Source organism: Aureispira sp. CCB-E (genome assembly GCF_031326345.1).
Classification (GTDB): domain Bacteria; phylum Bacteroidota; class Bacteroidia; order Chitinophagales; family Saprospiraceae; genus Aureispira.
This window is the reverse complement of the sequence record NZ_CP133671.1, coordinates 2,646,367-2,669,457: the sequence shown is the minus strand read 5'-3', so window position 1 is coordinate 2,669,457 and position 23,091 is coordinate 2,646,367. Positions and strand designations below refer to the sequence as shown.

At 36.9% G+C, this 23,091-nt stretch carries 3 protein-coding genes; all 3 read right to left on the bottom strand.

All coding sequences use genetic code 11. The annotated features are described in order from the left end of the window. Positions 1–116: 116 nt before the first annotated feature. The 3 genes from QP953_RS10100 to QP953_RS10090 all read right to left on the bottom strand — a co-directional run bounded on the left by QP953_RS10100 (position 117) and on the right by QP953_RS10090 (position 22,940). A complete protein-coding gene (locus QP953_RS10100) occupies positions 117–11,702 on the bottom strand; it encodes a T9SS type A sorting domain-containing protein (RefSeq protein WP_309554885.1) in 11,586 nt (3,861 codons plus the stop codon). A 72-nt stretch (positions 11,703–11,774) separates the two neighbouring features. Next, complete coding sequence (locus QP953_RS10095) at positions 11,775–13,160, bottom strand: T9SS type A sorting domain-containing protein (protein ID WP_309554883.1); 1,386 nt, start codon at positions 13,158–13,160, stop codon at positions 11,775–11,777. A gap of 279 nt (positions 13,161–13,439) precedes the next feature. Beyond that, positions 13,440–22,940 carry a T9SS type A sorting domain-containing protein gene (locus QP953_RS10090; RefSeq protein WP_309554882.1) on the bottom strand — a complete coding sequence of 3,167 codons (9,501 nt, stop codon included), beginning with the start codon at positions 22,938–22,940 and terminating at the stop codon, positions 13,440–13,442. Between the last annotated feature and the right edge of the window lie 151 nt (positions 22,941–23,091).

The window sequence follows — 23,091 nt, the reverse complement described above, 5'->3', positions numbered from 1 at the left end:
AAGCGCTTACTTCTAATCGGATCATTTCTTGGACAAATCTTGTAAAACGCAAAAAAAAAGAGCTAGACTAAAATATCAGCCTAGCTCCTCTTACCTAAACGGTATCTTCTGCTATATTATTTAATAACAATTAATTTTCGTTGTGCGTATGCTCTATTATCATCACTGTTAATAATAAAGAAGTAAGCACCATCAACTAATCGCTCTGCATTAATTGTAAATTGTTCTGTTCCTTTAGCCGTTTGTCCTGTTTGGAGAACACGTCCTGTAACATCAACCAATCGCCAATTATACTCCCCTTCTAACGCTTTATCAAATGAGACATTAAATAAATTGCTAGATGGGTTTGGATAAACATTTAAGCTAAAGATTTCTGTTGCCTCGTCATCTTCTACTTTTATTGTTCCAGTATACCTATTCAAATCCTGTGTTGTAGAAGCTTGATACACCTCTCTTGAATTATCATTGGCATTTTGTACAAAAACAATAACTTCTAACTGTGTTTCATCAACAGGCACTCGTTGTCCTAATGTTGAGAGCGTCAAAGGCTCATTAATTAGCTGTTGTTCCCCTTGCTGCCAACCATTTGTTTTTCTGATACCAGCATTATTGGGTAACATTTTACGGAAGGCACTAAGTATATGCGAGTTTCCAACATAGGTAAAGCTATCTTGAATAACAGCTACTCGTGTTGTATAAATAATACTAGAATCTTTTGCTGTTAATGCTTCCACAGTTGCCTCAGCAGTCAATACACCATTAACAATACTAACAGGAGTCGTAATTTGAATATCAAAATCAGGGAACTGCAACATATCATGATCTAGATGCCACTGGCTTAATGATTCTGACAAGCCATCTCCCACCGTTTGTCCATCTATAAAAATATTATTAGGCTGAGCAGAATATTGATACTGACGTGAGCTCAAATCAGGCTCATTATCTAAATACAATGGATCAGCGGTCAAGCTTAAATCTTCTGTTTGATACTGAATCAAAATAACATCTAAACCATTCCAAGAGTTAAAGATCTTATTGTAAACAGATTGATTGATAACAGAAGAAGGAATGCTATTACTATTCACATAATTAACATGATCAAAATGTTCTACCAATACATTTCTAGTTCGCTCTCCAATCCATACATTATCAAACGCAACACCTTCATAATCATTACCTGATAAAGAATCAATTACAGATTGCAAAGCCGATGCAAAGGCGATACGGAAGCGAACATCTCTCTGTCCTTTAAATTGATCCAAACGCAAACGTGCACTTTCTGGACCATTACTACGTCCCGACCATCCTTTGGGATTAATCATATTCAATTGGTTACCTGGTTGACTCAAAACAAAGTCATATTGATACCAATTAATTCCTTCTCCAACATCCCCAACTAACTCCCATTGGTTGCTAGTGTTGTTATAAAACTCTAGCACAGCACCATCAATTCTAGGAGATGCATCTCTCCATAAATCCAATGCAATCATCGGTCGTCTTGAATTGGTAAAGTCAAAACAGGGACTATAAACCCAAGCCGATTGGTTGACCTCATAAAGAGGACCTGCGGCCATTGTTACCCAAAATCCATTGGAATTACTAATATGATTGCCTGTCAAACTATTCTCATGAGTCCAAACATTGCTCGGAGTTACATCTATCGGTTGATCATCATACCAGTCCCCAGCACCACTGTTGAAATCTTCAAAATAATCAGAAGCTAAGTCGTGATAAGGAGATATTATCAACGGTTTAGTAAGACTTGCAGGACAACTACCTTGATTTTGAACATTCAAAGTTACGTTGTAAGTCCCGCTTGCCGTATATTGATATAGCATATCGGGCATTGTTATTGCCGAAGTATCCAAAGGAGAGTTTGTGATCATTCCATTTCCTTCAAAATCCCACCAAATACTAGTAATCGAGTCGATTCCATTTACCAAATTATTAGTAACTGGATCAAACGTAATATCCATTTGAGCACACCCTCCATAGACAGTAAAGTCAATCTCAGGGGCATTAAACAAATAGAGCCAAATAGAATCTTGATTTTCGCATTGTGTTGCTGGATCTACATAATGATAAGTAACCAATCTAGGACCAGCCAAAGCATTCAAATTCAAAAAGAAACTGTCTTGAATACTTGTCAATGCTAAATTATCTGTAAAGTATCCTCCTGTAGGAGCGACGACTAGTTGTCTTAAATCATAACGCCCTACTTGACGACAGAATGTATCTTGCGCCATAGGATCAAACACGATTCTTGGATAAGGTCTTACTTCAAAGGTATCATAGCCTTCGCCTCTACACCCCCTTGTATCTGTAAATGTATAATAAACAGGGTAAACAGCGGTTGTTTGTCCTGGGCCTACCATTGTGCTTGGATCAATCCAGAAGAAGCTGCTATCAATTCGTGTCGAATCAATTGATAAATATCCTGAACCCACACTAAATGCAGGGAATGCTAAGAAAATACTTTGAGGCTCATTTTCACAATAATAAGGTCTCAAATCTTCAAAGTACACAATAGGCACCGTATCTATCCTTACACTATCATATATTGTACTAGAACATAATCCCAATGAACTAGGAGCTGTATAGGAATAAGTAACATTTACTTGGCTGTATCCATCTGCTGTATAAGGATACAAAGTATCAAATAGTTGTATGAAGTTTGGTAAATTATTACCACTAGTATCTCTTGCTATATATGTTCCTTCATTAATCAAGGTATCCGCATACATTATTTGTCCCATCGCTCCAGTCACAACATGATTGATAGCAACTACTTGGAACGAATCTGCGTTGAGACAAAGACTATCTGGCAGATTCATAAAAGTTAAATCTGGTAAAGCATGTACTCTAGTTGTAAATCTAGTTGTATCTGCACAACCTGTCGTTGTATTGTAGATGTATTCTACTGTCACATCACCTGTATGCCCCATATCTATTTCTGCTGAATCAGGATAGAAAATTGCACCACCTGCACCAGCTGTTCCATTCCGAACTCCTGCACCATAGAATGTACCATTCGTAATTAATGTTCCAGAGAATAAGTTCACATCTAATATTGTTGAATCTGCATCCACACAATGACCATTTCCAAATGGATCTAAAGAATTAGCAATATACACACTATCCAACAATGGTACAATGTCTATCGTATCATGTACAATTTCCACGCAACCATTGTTATCTTCAAAACGGTAGGTAACAATATCGTTGCCTGTTGTATTTGTTTGGTAATTTACAGGGAAGTTGGCTGTATCTAATACTGCTAAACCTACTGGTACCAAGTTCGTCCCCATCGTACTAGTAAATTGCCCTCCTAGAGGTGTACCTGTTAACAATAAAGTTGGCTCATTTTCGCAATATGTTGGCGGCAAATCGGTAAAGCTAACAATTGGTGCTGTATCTACTGTAATTGGATAAACCAAACTATCTTGACAACCTCTAACATCGGTATAAACATATTTCACTTCTACATTTCCTGTCGGAACTGCTAGAGGATTAAATTGATAAGAAGAATCTGTTACGTGGTGTACACCTGGTCCATCCATATACCCAATTCCAGTAAGAGAACAGTCCGCAATAGTCATGTCTCTCATTCTAACGTTATCTAGTCTTAAAGAGCGTCCATAAGCTGGAGTAGCACTTCGGAAACCTAAATGATAAGTTCCTGTAGTAAAACCAAGAAGGGGATCGTGATAATGATCAACAACATAACGAACATAAGTCCGATCCTCACTAATAGCAAGTTGTAAATCTAACTGTGCCCCCATATTAGCAGGGTTTGCTGCTGGTCCCATAGCAACAACCAAAGCTGCATCACAGAAACCAGAACAAGTGGAGTCAAGCTCACCTGCACGAACCATATATGTCAATCTATATCGATGCCCTGCAACTAGATTCAATGATTTTGTTATCAACCAAGAATCTGTTAACACATGACTAGTATCAATAAATGCAGCTCCTCCTGTACCACCCTGTGGCAATGACGTAGCTCCTGTCCAGTTTTTACCCCCAAAACTATAGGTTGAATTCCAACTTGGCGGAATACCTGAATTAAATTTCTCATCTAAAACTATATGCCCAGAAGCTCCATAAACGTTACAACTTGGCGTTGGAGATACTGTTAAATCTACTACTGTATCATTTGCACAGTATTGAGTCTCTAAGGGCGGTAACATCGTCAATGCAGGTAATGCATGAATTGTAAATGTATCAATAGCTGATGCAGAACAGACAAAGGTATCATTTCCTTGAATATAAGTTGATAGTTGTTGCAATTCTACTACGTGAAGCCCTGGATCTAATGGATCTGGACCAAATACATATGAAGGTTGCGGTACTCCTCCAATGGTCCATATAGCTGTATCAGGAGACGATACGTTGTGTATTATTTGGACATTAGGATCTGTATCACAGAACTCATCTAATCCATTTGCAGTAGCAAATGTTGGATTTAACCCTCTGTTAATTGTAATACTCATGGTATCAGAATTATTACATACTACACCATCCAAGATATAAACTAAATCATAGGTAGTAATGGCATTTTCTAGGTGGTTAACATCATAAGGGTTAATAACACTATTAAATAATGTGTCTCCAAATTGATATTGATTCGTTCCTCCATATAGCATAAATATTCCGCCTCCAAATGAATTGTTAGAAGGGTTTCCTGCTAATAGATGCAAGATATTTTCTTGACAATAGAAAGGAGAAACAATTGTATCTATAATATTTACAGGTGTCAAATCCTCAATGTATATAGGCTTAACAATTCTTGCCACTACATATTCTAATGTATCAAAGTCAACAGGATTTCCACTTCCATAAACATCTAATGTATCTTCATCTCTGTAAAACCCATATTCAATGATTAATGTATCATAATTACCACTTACAAGTGTAGGGTCATAAGTATAACTTTCATTTCCAGGAACCGAACTAACAGCCGTTACTCCTGCTCCCGTTACATTAATTATATTTAATTCGTCTGTATAAGAAGCAACTGCTGTATTGGGTGGATAAGATACCGATGGTGGACTATATGGGAATCTCGCTATTTCTCTAGCAAAAGGAGTTGTACCATAATTGCGACAAATTGTATCTGGCATTGGTATTGGCGTTGGTGCAGCCACTACCGTTATACTATCTTCTACCGAATTGATACAATCACCACTTTTGATACTATAAGTTAATGCATGTGTTCCAACTCCTGCATTGGCAGGCAAAAACTCTGTTGGACGCCCAGCAGGATTTGTAAAACTACCACTAAACGTACTTACATACAGAGGTTGTTTGTTCGGACGAGCAGCATAAGGCGTTGTTTGATATACTAAGTTGGTTAACAATTCTCTTGTCTGAGAAACCGAAATAGTATTAAACTGAACGTCTGTCAAGCGCACATCTTTTACCTCTTTTCGTTTGGAAACAGTATCGTTATCTGGACATAAATTACCATTCGTATACGTTTCTGTATAGCTATAATAGATATCAACATATTGATTGCCATCCATATAGGCACTTTGATTAAATTGTTGTGGGTACAATGTATCACCAACAAAAGCTCCTGGAATTAATGCTCCTGTTGAAATATCTCTAGCTGAGAAAGAGCCTCCTGTTGGACTACCAAATAATGTAATCCCCTCTCCATTAGAGCACAACATATTTGGCAACCCTGTAAAGCTCAAATCAGTATTATGAATCAGAACATATGAAGTAAATAATGTATCCCTTCTTCCTGTTACTAAGTTATCTCCTATTAACATTAAATAAGAAGCATAGGCATTTCCAGGTACCGTTAAATTAATATTTGTATTCCAACGGACATTAGTGCCAAAAGTATCAGAGGTACTGGTAATTGAATTCGCACCGATTAATTGATAATTATCATCTGCATCAAAAGCGAATACTTGATCGATAGCAAAATCTAAATTTACGGCATTGATTACCAAATCATCTCCTACACAGGCTTCATAAGCTACTGAGGATGGGTTAAGATTGGTTACAGAAATAGCTGCGGGTGGTAATACCTCTAAAACATCGCTTACCGTAAAGACACATCCCAAGGTATCATAATAATAGGTAATTAAATGATAACCAGACAAACTATCTGCTGGGTGAAAGTTAATACTATCCGTGCCTTGCAATCCTGCATTTGCAGCCAGTGCACCGTTAAATGGAGCACTTCTAAAATAACTTGAGAAATTGGTATTTGCCAAATCATGTCTTGCATAAGCAGGGAAAATCCAGTTATTCATATCTATAGAATCACCATTAGAGGCTAACGGTGTTCCTGTCGCTTGAACAGTGGGGCTTACATATACTAAGCTATCAAAATCCAAGGTCAACCCTGATGGTGGATCTACTTGACGAATACTAATCACAGATGAGGTATCTACACAACCATCCGAAGTCGTTACTTCTAAATTGTAAGTCCCTGGTGTACTAGTTACATATTGATAATTACTTGCCCCATTAATCGGATTTAATGTACGCAACCATCTGAAAGAACATCCCGAACAGTGTGTCGAAGGATTGCCCATGGATGCTGCATGCTCTAAAGTAACAGATTGCCCATTACAAATACTTGTATCTGTTGTGTTGGCTTCTGAATCTAAAGTTCCAATTTGATTCGCAATATTAACAGGAACAGTTATAGCTTCACATCCATCATTGGTTACGTTCACTCGATACAACCCTACCCCCGCACTACCTGGTGCAGTAGTATAATTGGTAGATGTATTCGAAAGGGTTGAAGAACCTTTTTGCCAGACATAAGTGCAAGTAGAACAACTTGGGCTAACAGTTACTTCTAAATAGGCAGTTCCTGTTGGAGTACATATGGCTCCTGTTGGAACTGAATTAGGATTTGAAGTAGCTCTAGCTGATAAAGATGGTATAATATTAACCGCTCTCAATGGCAATAAATTGGAAAGAGCCTTACAGCCAAGAGGATTCGTAACTTCCACCGTATATACCCCTTCATTATCTCCAGGAAATGTATTAGAAGCAGAGCCTGATGTGACATTTGAATATCCTGTTACAGGTGTATTATCCAAAAACAAAGTATGCAAATATGTTCCTGTTCTATTTTCGTTTGGCGTTGCTAATAAAGTTTCACCAATTCCATTACAAATAACGGAATCTAGTGGTCTTCCCCCTGATGTATCTATTTCCAATAATACATCATACGATCCATCATTAATTATTAAAATAGCTGAAGTATCTGAACAACCATTAGGATAATCAACAGCTATTTGATAATCACCAAAATCTGCTACATTATCGACAACGTGAAACGTATCATTCAAAGCCCCTAGCACAGGAGTCCCATCCTTTAACCAACTGTACGAGCACCCTACACAACCTTGCGTTACTAAAGTTGCATCTCGACCATCACAAACAACAGAAGAAGAGGATGAAATAGCTGGTGTAAATACAGGATTGACTACAATCGTTATTGTATCAGAAATTTCTGTGCAACCATCAATAGAGACTTGGGCATAATAAGAATTTGTTGTTAAAGTTAAAACACTATCTCTATAGTTTGTTGGATCTATACTTGTAATTGGAGAAGATGTATTCAAATCGAACCACTGATAAGAACATCCAGAACATAACGAGACTGAAATAACCCCATACTCTCCAGGACAAATTGATGGTGTATTAGTTGTAGCATTAGGAATAGCTAGCGTTGATTCTATTATATCAATTGTTGCTGTTTCCTCTACACAAAGATTATGATTTGTTACTCTCACATAATAAGAGCCTGCTGTATCTGCAGAATAAGCTGCCCCTACTGCTCCTGCAACTGATATTCCATTTCTATACCACTGATATTGCCATCCAGAATATAAATCTGTAGATAACTCAGCTGGTTGTCCTCTACAAATTACAGTATCGGCTGCAACAATATTAGGAGAAAAACTTAACGAACTCACTAAAAAACTTGGTGACTCTTCAATACATCCATTAGGATAAGTTACCGCCACAGTATAAACGCCTGGAACTGTTGTTGTATAAGTAGAATCTATCGCTCCACTTACTACTCCTCCATTTAAATACCATTGATATGAAGCATTAGTTAATGACGGTGTTGACAAAGTTGTTGACTGTCCTGTGCAAATAGAGTCTGTAGTTCCACTTATACTTGGAATAGTTAATGTTGTTGAATTAACATTAATTTGATTCGTTTTATATAAACATCCATGCTGATTTTCTACTACTGCAAAGTAATCTCCAGTAGTATTCGTTGTATGAGTTCTTGTATTAACCAATACACTTCCATTTGGCAATGGATTAGTGTTCAACCAAGTATAATCACAACCTACACATGGTGCAACTTCAAGGACAACATCTCTACCAGAGCAAATTTGTGTAGGATTAGCTACCACTGGTGCATTGTATCCATCTGTTGAATATATATATACTGCTACACCTGAAGTATTCGTACAACTATTTCCATCTACTACTTCTGCATAATAGCCTCCTTGATTAGTAATATAAATGGTATCTGTGTTGGCTGTAGTATTCCATCTATAGGTTGAACAAGTACTACATTCTACATAGATCGTATCTACCTCTCCTACACAAAGGTATTGCGTTCCAGCCAAAGGATTTCCATCCACATCACGTAAAGTAGGTCCAGGCAAAGGATTTACATCTATCTGCCGATTTAACACCTCTTCACAATCCTCCCCATGACTAACGGTTAGCAAAAGATCAAATTGTGCTGTAGATGTAGGAGCTACTGTATAGGTTTGAATAGTACTTCCATTGGAGGCAACTACAGGAGATTGTGAATCCCATTCATAAGCTATAGATCCCACACAAGTAGGGCAGTTAGCTTTTGCTACAACTTCTCCATTAATACAAATAGCAGTATCTACAGTATTAAAATCATTATCTCCTTGAGGATAAAAATTCACATTTCCTCGAGATACGATTGTTCTTCCAGTTAGAGTTGTTAATGAGTCTGAGTTTTTATAAATTATAACCGATCTTGTGATTGTATCTGGTGATGACGAAGATGATAACACGGTGATGGAGCTTGTTGTTTCTCCAGAGCTCCATAAATAAGAGGGGGTATAAGGAGGTCCTGAACCATATGCGACCTCCATTACAATAGATTCTCCTTCACAAATATAATCATAATTTAAAGTTGGGCTCGTAATAGGATTACCACTAATATCTATTTTTGATTTTACTAAAATAGGGTCTTCACAATCCAAAATATCGAAAGGTGTAAAATCCACAGTTGATGTACAACCATTTGATGCTAATGCATCTACAGCTAAGGTAACACCAGTTTGTGCTGAAATACCTGGATTCAATTCAAAATAAACAGATGTAAAAAAGAAACTTGACGAAACATGTCCTGTTCCTAAAGAGCTTGGTTGAGGTGTCGTCGAATTTGCACTAGGAGTGTCAATACGCCATGTATAGGTATAAGAAGAAGACCCATTTAAGTAAAAATAAGCAGGGCGATTGTTACAAGGCTCTGTGGGCTCTGACCTTATACTAATTGAAGGACTTGTCGCTACATTAATAGCTCCCGTATTATCATCACTTGAACACCCCCCGTTGGTTGCTTCTAACCAATAAGTTGTCCCATGTGTAGGGCTAGCAATAGTGATCGGATTGGAACAAGAATTAGCATTACAGGTGTATATAGGTGGAGGAGTTCCCACATTGGGATCAGCAGTATATACTTTATAGCTATTAGAGTTTGAGAAGTTCGCATCTGTTAACTCTAAATCTCCATTTGAACAAATTAATGCTTGTGTGGAAACATTTACCGTTGGTCCAGGAATATCATTGATGTGAATGTCGTCAACCGTCTCTGAATTCGTACACCCTCTTTCTCCAGTAACAGTTACTTCATACCAAGTTATATTTGTACTATTGACAATTGGATCTGTCCTCATTGGATTTAGTACTTCTGTTCCTGTTTCAATAGTATTACTACCTTGTGTAACCGACCAAGAAGCACCAACTGTACCATAACACATATCACATACAGCCAAAATCTGGGGAGTTTCGCCATAACAAATATCTACATCCGAATGCGCAGCATGAGGGGTTCCATCTACTTCAAAAGAAATAGTAGGTTGCCCTACTTCTATAGCTATACTATCTGTATTAACACAGCCATTATGTCCTTCTACTTCTACAGTATAAACACTTCGATTAGCCAAAGCCCCAGTAGTGGGCAATACACCGTCCCAAGACGCTGACGAAGCAACACGGTTACTCGCATCATCAACAGGGCTTTTTACCACAGGAGTCGATACATTATCAATAGGAATCACAGTGGTTCCATCTTCTCCCAAAGCAGTCCAAGTGACAGTTCTAAAATAAGATCCACCACCACTTCCCGTAAGACAAGGACTTGTATACCCACTCGCTACATTAGGATTGTTAACGAGTCCAGATGTATTTGGCGTCATATTGGCAGAAATATAATCTGTATCTGCACATCCATTAACCTCAAATTCTAAATTAAGTCCTGTACAGAGCGGACTAGTAATAACCATATCTGCTGAAGAAAGCGAAGTAGCGTTCCAAGTGGCGTCTCCAAAATTATGATAAATTTCGACTGCTGGTCGATCATTAATTGTCAACTGATTTTCAAGTTCCTCTGTCGAAGTACAGCCATATTCATTCGTTGCCACTACAATAACATCATATAATCCTGGAGCAATATTAAGTGTAGTAGGATCTAATGTTGCTGCATCGGAACCATTCGTAGTAGCAGTGGCGGCAGCGCCATTAGATATGATACTACTTCCATTAGCTGTGATAGGTAATACAGTAGGAGTAGCTGCTGTTCTTACAAACCATTCATACGTTCCTGAAGTACTGGTCAAAGGGCAACCTCCAGAACAAGTTACGTTGACTACTTGATCACCATAAATACAAATTTCTCCATTTGTTGTAGGGGTATAAGGATTGCCATTTGTCGCAGCACCAAAAGTTATAGGTGCCAAATTAGGTACCGCTCTAACATTGATCGTCGTCGTAGAAGTGTCTTTACAAACCACACTAGCATAAGTAATACTGCTCATCACCCTTACTTGAGCATTATTTCCTGCCCCTATAGCCGCTATTTCAGTCAAACTCATTGTCCTATCTTCTAAAGTCCCAGATATAGCCTGGAACCCTGCTCCTAAATCTTGTGCCCAAGAATAAGTCGCACTTCCACAATCTCCAGTACAGACATTATTTAAAGCCAAAGCACTACCTTCACAAGCATCATAGCTAGCATCCAATGCATTAACAGGAGCATTTTGTACTTCAAAGTTAAATTGCCTCTGAAATGTTTGATATACATTACAACCATTATTAGTGGCATTATTAAGTATGATTGTCCTAGTACCATTCCCCGTAAACACAACTGTAACAGTAAGTTGAGAAGGGGCACAATAAGGAGTTAACCCAGCCACTCCATCAATCAATACATCATTATTATCTGCAACAAGCCTGAGAGGCCTTGTTGTAGCTGGATTGTTTCGAGTTATTCTGAGTGTATATTCTGTATTTGGACAAACATTAATAACTGGTCCCGCAGATATAACATTTCCATCTAGTTCATATACTTGCCCCAAAGCTGTTTCTGAAAAAAAACAAGCAATAAAAAGAAAGGGTATATTGATAAATAAGTTAATGTGTAGGTTTTTCAGAGACTTCATAAATATTACTTTTAAGGAACATAATTAGGTAGCAGAAAGATGCTGAGCGTTTATAAACGCTCAGCTTTTCTTCTAATTTCTAATCAAAATTTTCTCTACGATTCGTTTATTTTCTGTTTCTATTTTCAGAAAGAATACCCCCTCATTCAATTTGGGGAGTATTATTTGTTGGGCATTCTCTAGACCTTGAGCAAATAACTGTTTGCCATCTACTGTCGTCAACTCACAGCTTCCTGTTAATGGCTTATCAAAATACAAGACACCTTTAGAAGGATTAGGGTATATCAATAGTTCTTGTTCTTTGATATTGACCAAATTTAATTTTATATCGCAATTCTCATAAAATCCAAAGGAGTTGTTCTGAAAAGTAGTTGTACTCTCTAGCACATCGATATCCCCATCCCCATCTATATCGACCAAAGCTGTAGAAAATTTAGAATTAACGGACGGTATCGAGTCCAATGGAGTAGTTAAATTCATAGAAAAAACAGGATTGGTAGCCGTTCCTGTATTTTCATAATATTGAAAAATATTATTATTATTCACCGAAGGCGAATTTATAAAAGCATCTTTATCTCCGTCATTATCCATATCTTCAAACTGAATCGATGCCGTCGATCCCAAACCACCAATCGTATCTGTAAATACATCCAATGGATTATTTATTCCTGTTTGAATAGAAAAAGAAGGTGCTGTTGCCGTTCCCACATTTTCATAAAAAAGTATATCTGCTTTATAATTTTCTATTCCTGTAACAAAACAATCCATATCACCATCATTATCAATATCCACAAAAAATGGCTGTATCCACATAGTAAGACTCATCAAAGCATCTAAAGGATTATCTACTCCTGTCTTTTTTGTAAATTGAGGAACCAAAGCAGTTCCTGTATTTTCATAATATTCTACTTTATCTGCACCATAATACTGAGCGTATGCTCCAGAAAACACATCCATATCACCATCCCCATCTATATCAACGAAAGAACTATATACTACTGCGTTTAATCCAACTAACGGATTATTGGCAGCTGTTACCAAACTAAAAACAGCATTGGTATCTGAACCAGTATTTCTAAAAAATAGTGGATCTCCTGCTAGTCCTGCACTATTCTGAAACATGTCCATATCACCATCCCCATCTATATCAACAAAACTAGGTCTAAAGTAAGCTTGTCCTGAATACAAACCATCAAAAGGATTATCTGCTCCTGTCCGTTCCACGAGATTCACTACCTGTCCAACAGCAGGCGTTGCCATTCCCAAAGCAGTCACTACTGCTACGCCAGCTCCCAGTTGCTTTATTTGAAAAGAGAAGCGCTTCAAACGCCCCAATAATTGCTGCTGCTTAAACTCCGTATATCCATAAAAACGTCCCGTTTGCATGGCTTTTTGAATCCGTTGATTCAATTTGGTGTATTCTTGTTTTAAGCGATTGTACATAGTTTGTTTTTTCATGTTTTTTACTTGATTTTTAATCAGGTAGGAATGTTGTCTTGCATCCCTAAATTTGGTTTGTAAAATAAATTCTTTTAAATAAGGGGACGTTTCTTAATAGAAATAAGTATTCATTTCTTACCACTATTATTACTTATATTTCAAATAATTATAACACATCTAAGATATAGCATTTTTTCAATATTCCTAAAAGGGTCTATCAGAACAAATTTTCTATTAGTTGATATAAACGTAGGCATTCAGTAATTGACATAAACTACTGAATACCTAACCTTTAGATTAATATTGCTGTACGATGACTTTTCGCTGGGTATAGACATTTTTATTTTTAACAATAAAAATATACATTCCTGCTGTTAAATCTTCTGTTTTGACTTGCATTAAAGAAGTTCCTGCCTCTACCTTTCCATTTTTCAAGACACGTCCTACTACATCAACCAATTGCCACTCATAATCATCTTCTAAAGCTGCTTCAAACTCTACATTAAATAGTTGTTGTGTTGGATTTGGGTAAAGTTTTAGGGTTGCTACTTCGTACCCCAGTTGATCTTCTATATTATCTATACTTACATCTAAGGTATCTACAGGTCCATTAAATACCGTTAAGTTTCTAGAGCTTATGGTTTGGTATACTTCCTTTGTAAGTGAATTACTTCCCATATCTTGAACAAAAGCTACCAACTGTATTCTAGAAAGAATAGGGTTGTTATTGATATTAATATTTGGCAATTGCACTACCAAATCATAGCTATCTCCTGCTGTCCAAGCTTGAGGATAAGTTTGTCCTGTTGCATTAATATGCTTGTCACGCAACACAGCCATTCTTGTATGTCCATTACTAGTCAAAGAGTCCTCTGTTGCCACGACATGTAGTGCATAGTTCTTGATGGGCAAATCTTCTAATGCTGTAATTCGAACTGTTGCTTCTAAACCAGACGCTCCATTAAATCGAATTGCTGGAACTCCCACAAATTCTAATTTAAATAAAGGATCCTGCAACGACTCTATGTCTAAGTATTCCAATTGAGGGTAATTCAACAGATCGCTCGTTTTACTAACTAGGTTTTTGCCATCTATACGCACACGGTTTACATCTCCTACTCCATACCACAACTTTCGAGTATCGTTAATAATGCCCATGTTATTGTAATTATAATAAATATCATTGGCATGTATATTCAAATGATATTGAACCAAACTCACATCTCGTCCATATAAATTGTTAAATATAGTATGATACAGTTGATCCTCAATTTGAGCTATTGCAGCATATCCATGACCTGAGAAATGCTCTGTTAAAACATTTCGAGTACGATTTCCTATTCTAACACTATCAAAAGCAAACGCAGTTCCTGCAGGTGGCGTAGGTCCTTTAGCAGAAGCAAATGCCACACGGAAACGCACATCCGTTCTAGTTCTTAAATCATTGCCAATATTGTCCAAACGGTATCGCGCATCTTCCCAGTCGAAATTAGAACTAGCCCCAGACCAACCAACAGGTATGTTTATTTGGTTTCCAGGATTACTGACAACATAACCATCTTGATACCAATTAACACCTTTTCCAGACTGCCCTAAGACCTGCCATGTGTTCGTTGCGTTGTCATGATATTGCAAGACGGCACCATCAACACTTCTCCTAGTATTTTTCCATATAGACATTTTGATCATTGGTCGATCTAAAGAAGTTAGATCAAAACAAGGGCTATATACCCAAGCACTTTCTTCTGGTCTATACCCAGGATTAGTTCCTTTAAAACGAGTTCCCCAAAAAGTTGTTCCTGAAAAATTAGCGGTTATAGTTGATCCCCATTCCCACAAGGAGTCTTGGACAATTCCATTAATACTAGTTGTATCTGATGACTCTTGCATCCATCCATTAGCAGCTAAGTCAAAATTTTGAACATAAGGTGTACTGTCTGTTGGATGCACTCGAGGGGATATAATAATTCTTCTTATAAATGTCGTATCACAAATACCTTGATTGACGACGGTTAAAGAAGGATAGAATATTCCTGAATGAAAATAGGTATGGGTATCGACTGGAATGCCCAGTGTGTTCGGCAAGTTTGCACCTATCAAAGTATCTGATACACCATCTCCAAAATTCCAAATTACCATTGTAATGCTATCAATAGCTACTCCATTATTTTCCAAACCATATGGAGCCGTTTTAGGGATAAACTCTACTTGTGCCCCTGAACAACCTCCATTAATTTCGAAATTTATTCTCGGTTTACTGTAAACATATATTGTATGTTGTATTGTATCATCACAACCAGATACTGTATCCAAATAATAATAATAAATATCTCGTTTTCCAGGTTGAGCAGATGGATTAAAGAGAGAATCTCCCACGATACCTGCTATAACTTGGAAATTATTGGTTGCATCAACAAACTGTCCTCCATAAGGCGTTGCTGACAATGGCAAACGCTCTAAAGTATCTAACATACAATAAGTTGTAGGAACATTAACCCAAGCCAACTGTGGTGCTGGACGAATTTGGATTGTATCAGACAATGAAGAAGCGCAAACATCTCCATTAACATAACGTTGTCCTATATAATTGTACTGTATTGGATAATCTACATATACTCCTGGTATAGCTAATGTAGCAGGTGTTAAATTAAATGGAGCTCCTAGAGAAATGCTCTGACCATTGAATATTAAAGTCGAACCTGTAATTCCAGAAGGGGTTGCACTAATTCTAGGTGGCGTTGGATCGGTTTCACAATAGACATAGCGGTTTAAATCGGCATCATAATTTGCAATTTCCAAACCTGCAAAAGCTAAGACAGGTAAACTATCGACAAATATGTAGTGATCTACCGAATCCGTACAACCGTTAATATCTGTATAAACATATCGTATTGTATCTTTTCCATAACCAGCATTACTAGGGATGTATCCATAGGCAATATTAGTACTACTACCATTATCTTGAATCCCTCGACCCATTACATAGTTTCCTGTATCGGGCGTAATATGTGTAGATAATAAATTGTAGGCTCCTGTGGATTGATTATATGATCCTGTCTTGTTATAAGCATGGATTGCCATTCTTGGAGCCGTTTCGCATATATGGTGGAAGGTATCGGTCTGTGGCAAGTTTAATAACTCTCCAGGCAAATCCATTACTGGTGCTAAAGGAGACACTATTTGTTCAGATAGCGTCAAATGTGGTAAAGCCCGCACTAAAACAGTATCGGAAATAGAGTTGAAACAGCTCTTAGAGGTATCCGTATAATTCATCGTAATAACAACCTCTCTCCCTGCGTATTGAATTCCCATCGAATCAGGATAAAAATAAATCGTATCCGTATTAGGTATGTGGTAAATTCCACTAGGATAAGTACAAGTAAAAGAGGCTAAAGAATCTAGATCAAATCCTCCATTTGAAGTATCTGCCCAAATTTGAACAGAAGTATCGCTTGCACAAATAGGATCCGTAGGAAATCCTTTAAATATTGGATCTGTTGTAAAGTTTCGAATTGTGACTCTATACCTAGCAGTATCTCTACACCCTTGTGGATTTTCATAATAATAAAAAAGCACTTCATCTAGTGTCCCTGGAAGTGGTCCATTAATATGGGGTTTAAATGTTTTATTTAAAGAGTCTAAACTAGTCGGATAAGTAGAGTTAATTAAAGGGTTTCCGTATAAAGCGGAAGTATCCGTACCGTAACCACTTGGAGTAGTTTGACTAATTGGAAAACCTTGCAAAGAAATAGAATCATTTTCACAATAAAAACGCTTTAAAGCACTACCGTCAGCATTCAACATAGAAACATTTGGTAAAGAAAGTACCTCTATCGTAAAGTTAATAGAATCGACACAAGCATTTGAATCTGCATAAACATAACGAATATCATGCACTCCTACTCCTGCGTCTCTTGGATAGAAATAAGGCATAGCAGGATTGGTACCTCCATTGATAATCCCATCCCCTGTGAATTCTACTGTCTCATTTTGTACATAACCAATTCCTCCTGATCCTGCCCAAGTTGTTAAAGTATGGGTATTATTGGCTGTATCAATTTGATACAGGTGAATTTGTGTCGTATCATCATTCAAACAATAAATTGGATCTATTGGAGATATAGCCAAGTTAGGGATAGGATGTACAACAAAAATATCTGTTGCTTCTTCTTGACAGCCATAGATATCAGATACAACGTATCGTACATTGTATTGACCAGGTGGACCAACTTGTGTTGGAGAAAATACAGTTCCTGATTGAATGTTATTAATAAAGAATTGTGCAGATGCTGTATCGATTCCGAATGTTGGTGGTGGAACAACAGGTGTTAATAGACTAAAGAAAATGGAATCATTGGGAGATGTTTTACAGTACTCTCCTGTTCCATTATTAGGCAATACCCCTATAGAGAAAGGATCTGGCAGATAAATTCCTGTATACGCAGAATCGACACAAGCTTGACCTTCATAAACATATGTTAATCCATAAGAAGCACCTGTAGGATAGTTGGTTGGATTGAATATATTATTCCGCAAGGAATCGTACCCTATCCCTACTCCACTAATATAATACTGTCCACCTGCTGGCAAACCTAAAAACTGATTGTTATTATTAATAGGACAGAATATAGTATCCGCCAAGATAACTGGATTTATCGCTACGACGGGAGGTTGCTCTATAATAAAGTTTTTGCTAACTTCAGCGATAACATAACTTGTCGTGTCTCTCGAACTCAGCACACCGCCAACAAAAAAGTTTGAAATTCGTTCGTAACTAAATTTCAAATTCAATGTTGTTGCTCCATTTGCTACGTTTGCAGGAACAACATAATACTCATCATTTGGAGCAAAGAAATTGAGAGAATCAACGCCTCCGTTAGTCGTTGTAATTTCCATCAAATTAATTTTTTCCACATAACGAACTCCCAATACAGCAGGGTTTCCAACTGTAGTAACAGGGCTTTCTGTATATTTATAAAGAGTATTACTATAAATAATATTGCCTCTATAAGTAACCCATATACTATCTAGATCTCGCTGGATGAAAACGGTGTCATCTTTACTACAAAGATAAGAAGGAATTGCGTCTAAAATTCTTGGAGCCTCCCAGATATCAATTGGATCTGTTGATTCATTGAAACATCCCCCATTATTAATCTGATAAGTGATACTATCTACATCTAGAGTATCGGGGATAGTATTGGGTAAGATTGCACTACCTAACACATAGGTTCCTGTATAATTATTAGGATAATATTGAGCTGTAATAGGATGCGTAATCAACGTTAAATTACTCAAATCTTCTGTAGTTTGAGATCTTGATATTGGCGTATAGGTTACACTATCTAATTTGACATCTCTAATTTCTACTTGTAAAGAGTCTACAACAGAATCTCTACATTCAATTGTTGTTCCTGTATAAAGAGGTGTATAAGTATACACCATCATAACATCCTGGATTCCATTCACATAACCTGTTACACTATCTAACAACAACAAGCTATCTGATAATAAACTAGCATTATTTGACATACCAAGATAATGGGCTGAAAAATCTCCTCCCAAAGGTAGTCCTACAAACTCTGCTGTATCTATATTAGAACAAATAGGCTGTGCTCCTGTCAACAAATTAATTGTTACAGCGGGATTATTAATCAAATAGAAATTAGGCGATTCATAACTATCTGTTCCGTCCGATAAAGTAATTTTGCCTGTTCGAGCTCCAGCAGGAACAATAACTTCAAATGCCCCTGTATAAACACCAGCAAATAGGTTTAACGACGGAGAAACAGGCACTGAAATAGTATTGCCTCCCCCTGCTACAAAAATCACTTCATTGGGTATAAATGTAAAATTCGTTACTGTAATCACTAAGGTATCGTACAAACAAGCTTCAGAAGCAGGTATAGACAAATAAGTCTGTTTTTTGTTTAGTATATCCATGGCTACAGCTCCCAAAACCTCTATTGTATCTGTCGTGCTAAATGTACAAGTTCCTTGTGCATTCCCTGTTGTATAAGCATAGGTTATATAGTGATAACCTGACCCAGCAGCACCTACATTCAAGGAATCATTTGTACCATTTGTTATAATAGCACCGTTAGCCGTCAGAGAGGTATACCCTCCTGTATTTCGCAAACTGGTCGGATATAAATAATCGTCTAAACTAAATGTTCCATATGTAATTGGAAGCACCGACAAAGTATCAAAATCTAATAGAAAGTCTGTCGGTGGTGCAAATGATTGTACGGTAATGGAATTGGACACTGCAACACAATTATTTGTGTCTGTAGTTACAACATAATAGGTACTTGGGGTATCAACTTGATAAGCCTCAAAACTAGCGCCAACAATCATGTCTCCTCCATTAAACCACTGGTATTGACAGATATCACAAGTATCAATATCTTGCAAAACAACAGCAGAACCATCGCAAATAGTTGGAGTTTGAGAAACATTAGTATTAACACCAATGGTAACTGTTCGCTCTGCCACTGAATCTACTACAACTGTGTCAGCTACTACACAATCTCCATTTCCATAACTTACTTTTACACTATAAGTATCTATTGCAGAATATCCTATTACATTATAAAATGTATCTTGACTATTTACAAGTCTTGTATTTCCTAAAAACCATTGATAAGAACAGCCCGTACAAGAATCAATTTCCAGTATCATACTAGAAGTAGGGCTACATATTTTTTTAGTCGATTGTCGAATATTAGTAGAAATGTTAACCTCTGTAAAAGTTTTAACAACTGATGTATCTGAACAACCCTTTTCATTGGTCACAATAACCTGATAATCTCCCGCCAAGGATATTTCTTGCTCATCCTGTGGGTTTGTAATTTGCATCCGTACACCATCTCTTAAGAACTGATATTGACATCCAGGACAAGATGTTGCAGAATCAGGTAATGCTTCAATTACAACAGGCGTTCCATTACAAATGCTAGTTGGTCCAGAAACAATATCAGCATTTACAGTCTGAAAAGTTGCTTGAATCGTATTAGAAAAGTTGGTGCGACATCCATTAGGGTGTAAAATTTCTAGACGATAGTTTCCAGAGGTATCTACTTGGAAAGTAAATTGTTGAGTAGAATCATAAGTAATAAAATTACCTGTTTCCGCACTGTCTATCAACCAAATATAATTACATCCAGCACAAGGTGTCGTTGTTAAATTTATAGGTGTAGCACTACAAACAGTGTTGTCATTTGTTGTCAATAATGGCGCAGGATATGTTGTGTCTTTAATTTCAATTATCGCAGAACTATAAGCACATTGCGATATATCATCTTCAACTATTACAAAATAACCTCTAGCTCCTGTTCCTCCCCCTACAGCATTTGCATGTTTAACTAAATATGAATTTTGAGTTACATTACCAAATCCTGGATTTGAGCCATCTTCTGTTTTCCAAGTATAAGAACAATTTGAGCAAGAAGGAGTACTTAAAGTTGATGTTGATGTTGTTGAGCATAAATATAATGAACTTGCAAATACAGGTGGACTTGCACCATTATTGGAAGGGAGAATAGTGATAAAATTAGAAACGGATGTGCACCCATCTTCATTAGTTACCTGCACAGAATACCTTCCTGCACTTTGAGCTCTATAATTGTAACCTATTTCTCCTGAAATAGCTACACCATTTCTAAACCATTGATATGACCAAGTCGGAGGTATTGCAAAATTTTCAATCATATATAACTCCACATAACTACCTGAGCATAAATAAGCTGTGTCCTGCGAAATAATACTGGCATTGCCACCAACCAAACTTGGCATTTCTGAAGTTATTTGAGGTCGAAATATAGAAGTATCAATAAGCTGTAATGCAGATTCCACAATACAAGAATTAGGGTATTGCACCTCTACAGAGTAATAACCAGTTATATCGGTAGTATAAGTGGATGAATCAGCGCCTGGTATTATTTGAAGGATAGTTCCAACAGTACTATTAGTATAACTTTGAATTGGCATCCTATCACTTCCATATAAATCATTAGTTGGTAAAAAATTACTGGGGTAAGTTCTCCATTTATTAACATCAAAGCTTCCTCCATTTGTACTATCATCAGAATTTCTATACGCCCACCCATTATCATATGCCCAGTTCATCGTATAATCTGCGCTTCCTCCAAGATAAGTTTCTTCTCCATACTGATCAATAACAGTAGTTCCATAGGATAATGCTATACAATCATTTCCATCTATTTGATCCAAGCCAACTCCCGCTCCTGGAATTGACGAAGGAGTAAAACCAAAAAAATTGGTAAACTCAATAGATTCACTAGCAACATATATAAATGTTCCTGCGGTGATTGGTCCACTAGGCAACGACCATGAAGAACCAAAACTCCCTGCACCATTCAAAGCAACTTTGATGTTATATGCACTTAAGTCATGAATATCATATAAAGCTTGCAATTCAATTCCTTTTGGCAAACCAGTAGCAGGGGTAATTGTTCCATCGTAAACCCCTGTAATAATTAAACTGTCAATTCCCATACTTGAACTATTGGTAAAAGTTCCTGTAGGAAATTGTCGAGTTCCCCAAAATGAATTCGTTGTACCAATTACATAATTATCCTTTCCAAAATCCCATGCAGCAGCATTAAAATTTACACTAAGCAAAGAATCTGTCTTTCTATATGCCCACCCATCTCTATAAGAATAAGGCATATCATAACAATCTTGTGCTAGTCCTGTACATCCATAATCTGTAGAAACATAAGCTTCATCCCCAAATAAATCTACAGGGGTACCATTATAAAAAAGCTTAATAGCATCATTGCCATCAATATTCATGATATTTGAAGTATAATCTGGAGCAAAACCAAAAAAATCTATAAAGTCTGCATTGTTAAAAGCTACATAAATATAACTTTCTGCTGCCAATGAAACTGCAGGAAAAAAAAATCCTGGTGTCCCTACTACGCCAGATCCATCTGTAGATACACTTAAACCATATGCACTTAAGTCTGGTATGTTACCGATTGCGTACAATTCTATCCCTTTTGGGGTGCCATTAGGGCGTGTACCATCATAAACTCCTGAAATAATAAGTTTGCCTTCTGGCAGAAAGTCATAATAATGCCATTCATAATTACATCCTGCACAATCTATTGTCGAAATACTAGTACTATTACTATCACATATACTTTTTGCGGTAGCGTTAATAGGAGGAGTCGTTGCTACTTCTGCTCCAATACTTAAAATATTAGAATTTTCCAAGCAACCTAACGTGTCTATCACTTGAACATAGTAGGATTCAGGAGTAACTGTAGAATGTCTAATTTGAGTTGCTCCAGCAATAGGTGCTGATGAAGATATATTATACCATTGATAAGTACATGTTACACATGGGTTTTTAACCTCTAGATTAGCAGCCTGAACAGATGGCGTATTACACACATTAAATGGATCTCCCTCTATAACAGGAGCTGGAAGTGTGCTCGCCTTTATATCAAGTGTAGCAGAAACTCCGACACAAGTAGTTCCGCCAGAATTATCTGTAACTGTTACACTATACAAACCAGGAGTGTAAGCAAAAATGATGGAATTAGTCTCTCCTGTACTCCATAAATAAGTACAACTAGGACATGATGTAGATGATATACTTGATAAAGTTAAAGGATTTCCATTACAAATAGTAGTTACTGTGTTACCACTAGTATCAGTACTAGAAATCGGTGGAGCAAATACACAAGGTTGAGCTAATATATTACTTAATGATAATAATAATATCAAACCGATAAATAGTAATTTGTAGTGAAGGTAGAGCTTCATAATTGAGTTTTTTAGTGCATAAGAAATCCTTAGTTATATTATATATAAATATAACTTTAATACAATTGTCTTTATAGTATGTAGGATTTATATTGCTTTTTTGATGAAACCCTTTGAGTAGAGCAAAAAGTCTTTTCCAAGCTTTAAATTC

What these genes read in the sequence shown, in the direction of transcription:
- QP953_RS10100 (WP_309554885.1), bottom strand. Translation starts at nt 11,702, where the DNA reads ATGAAGTCTCTGAAAAACCTACACATTAACTTATTTATCAATATACCC.
- QP953_RS10095 (WP_309554883.1), bottom strand. Translation starts at nt 13,160, where the DNA reads ATGAAAAAACAAACTATGTACAATCGCTTAAAACAAGAATACACCAAA.
- QP953_RS10090 (WP_309554882.1), bottom strand. Translation starts at nt 22,940, where the DNA reads ATGAAGCTCTACCTTCACTACAAATTACTATTTATCGGTTTGATATTA.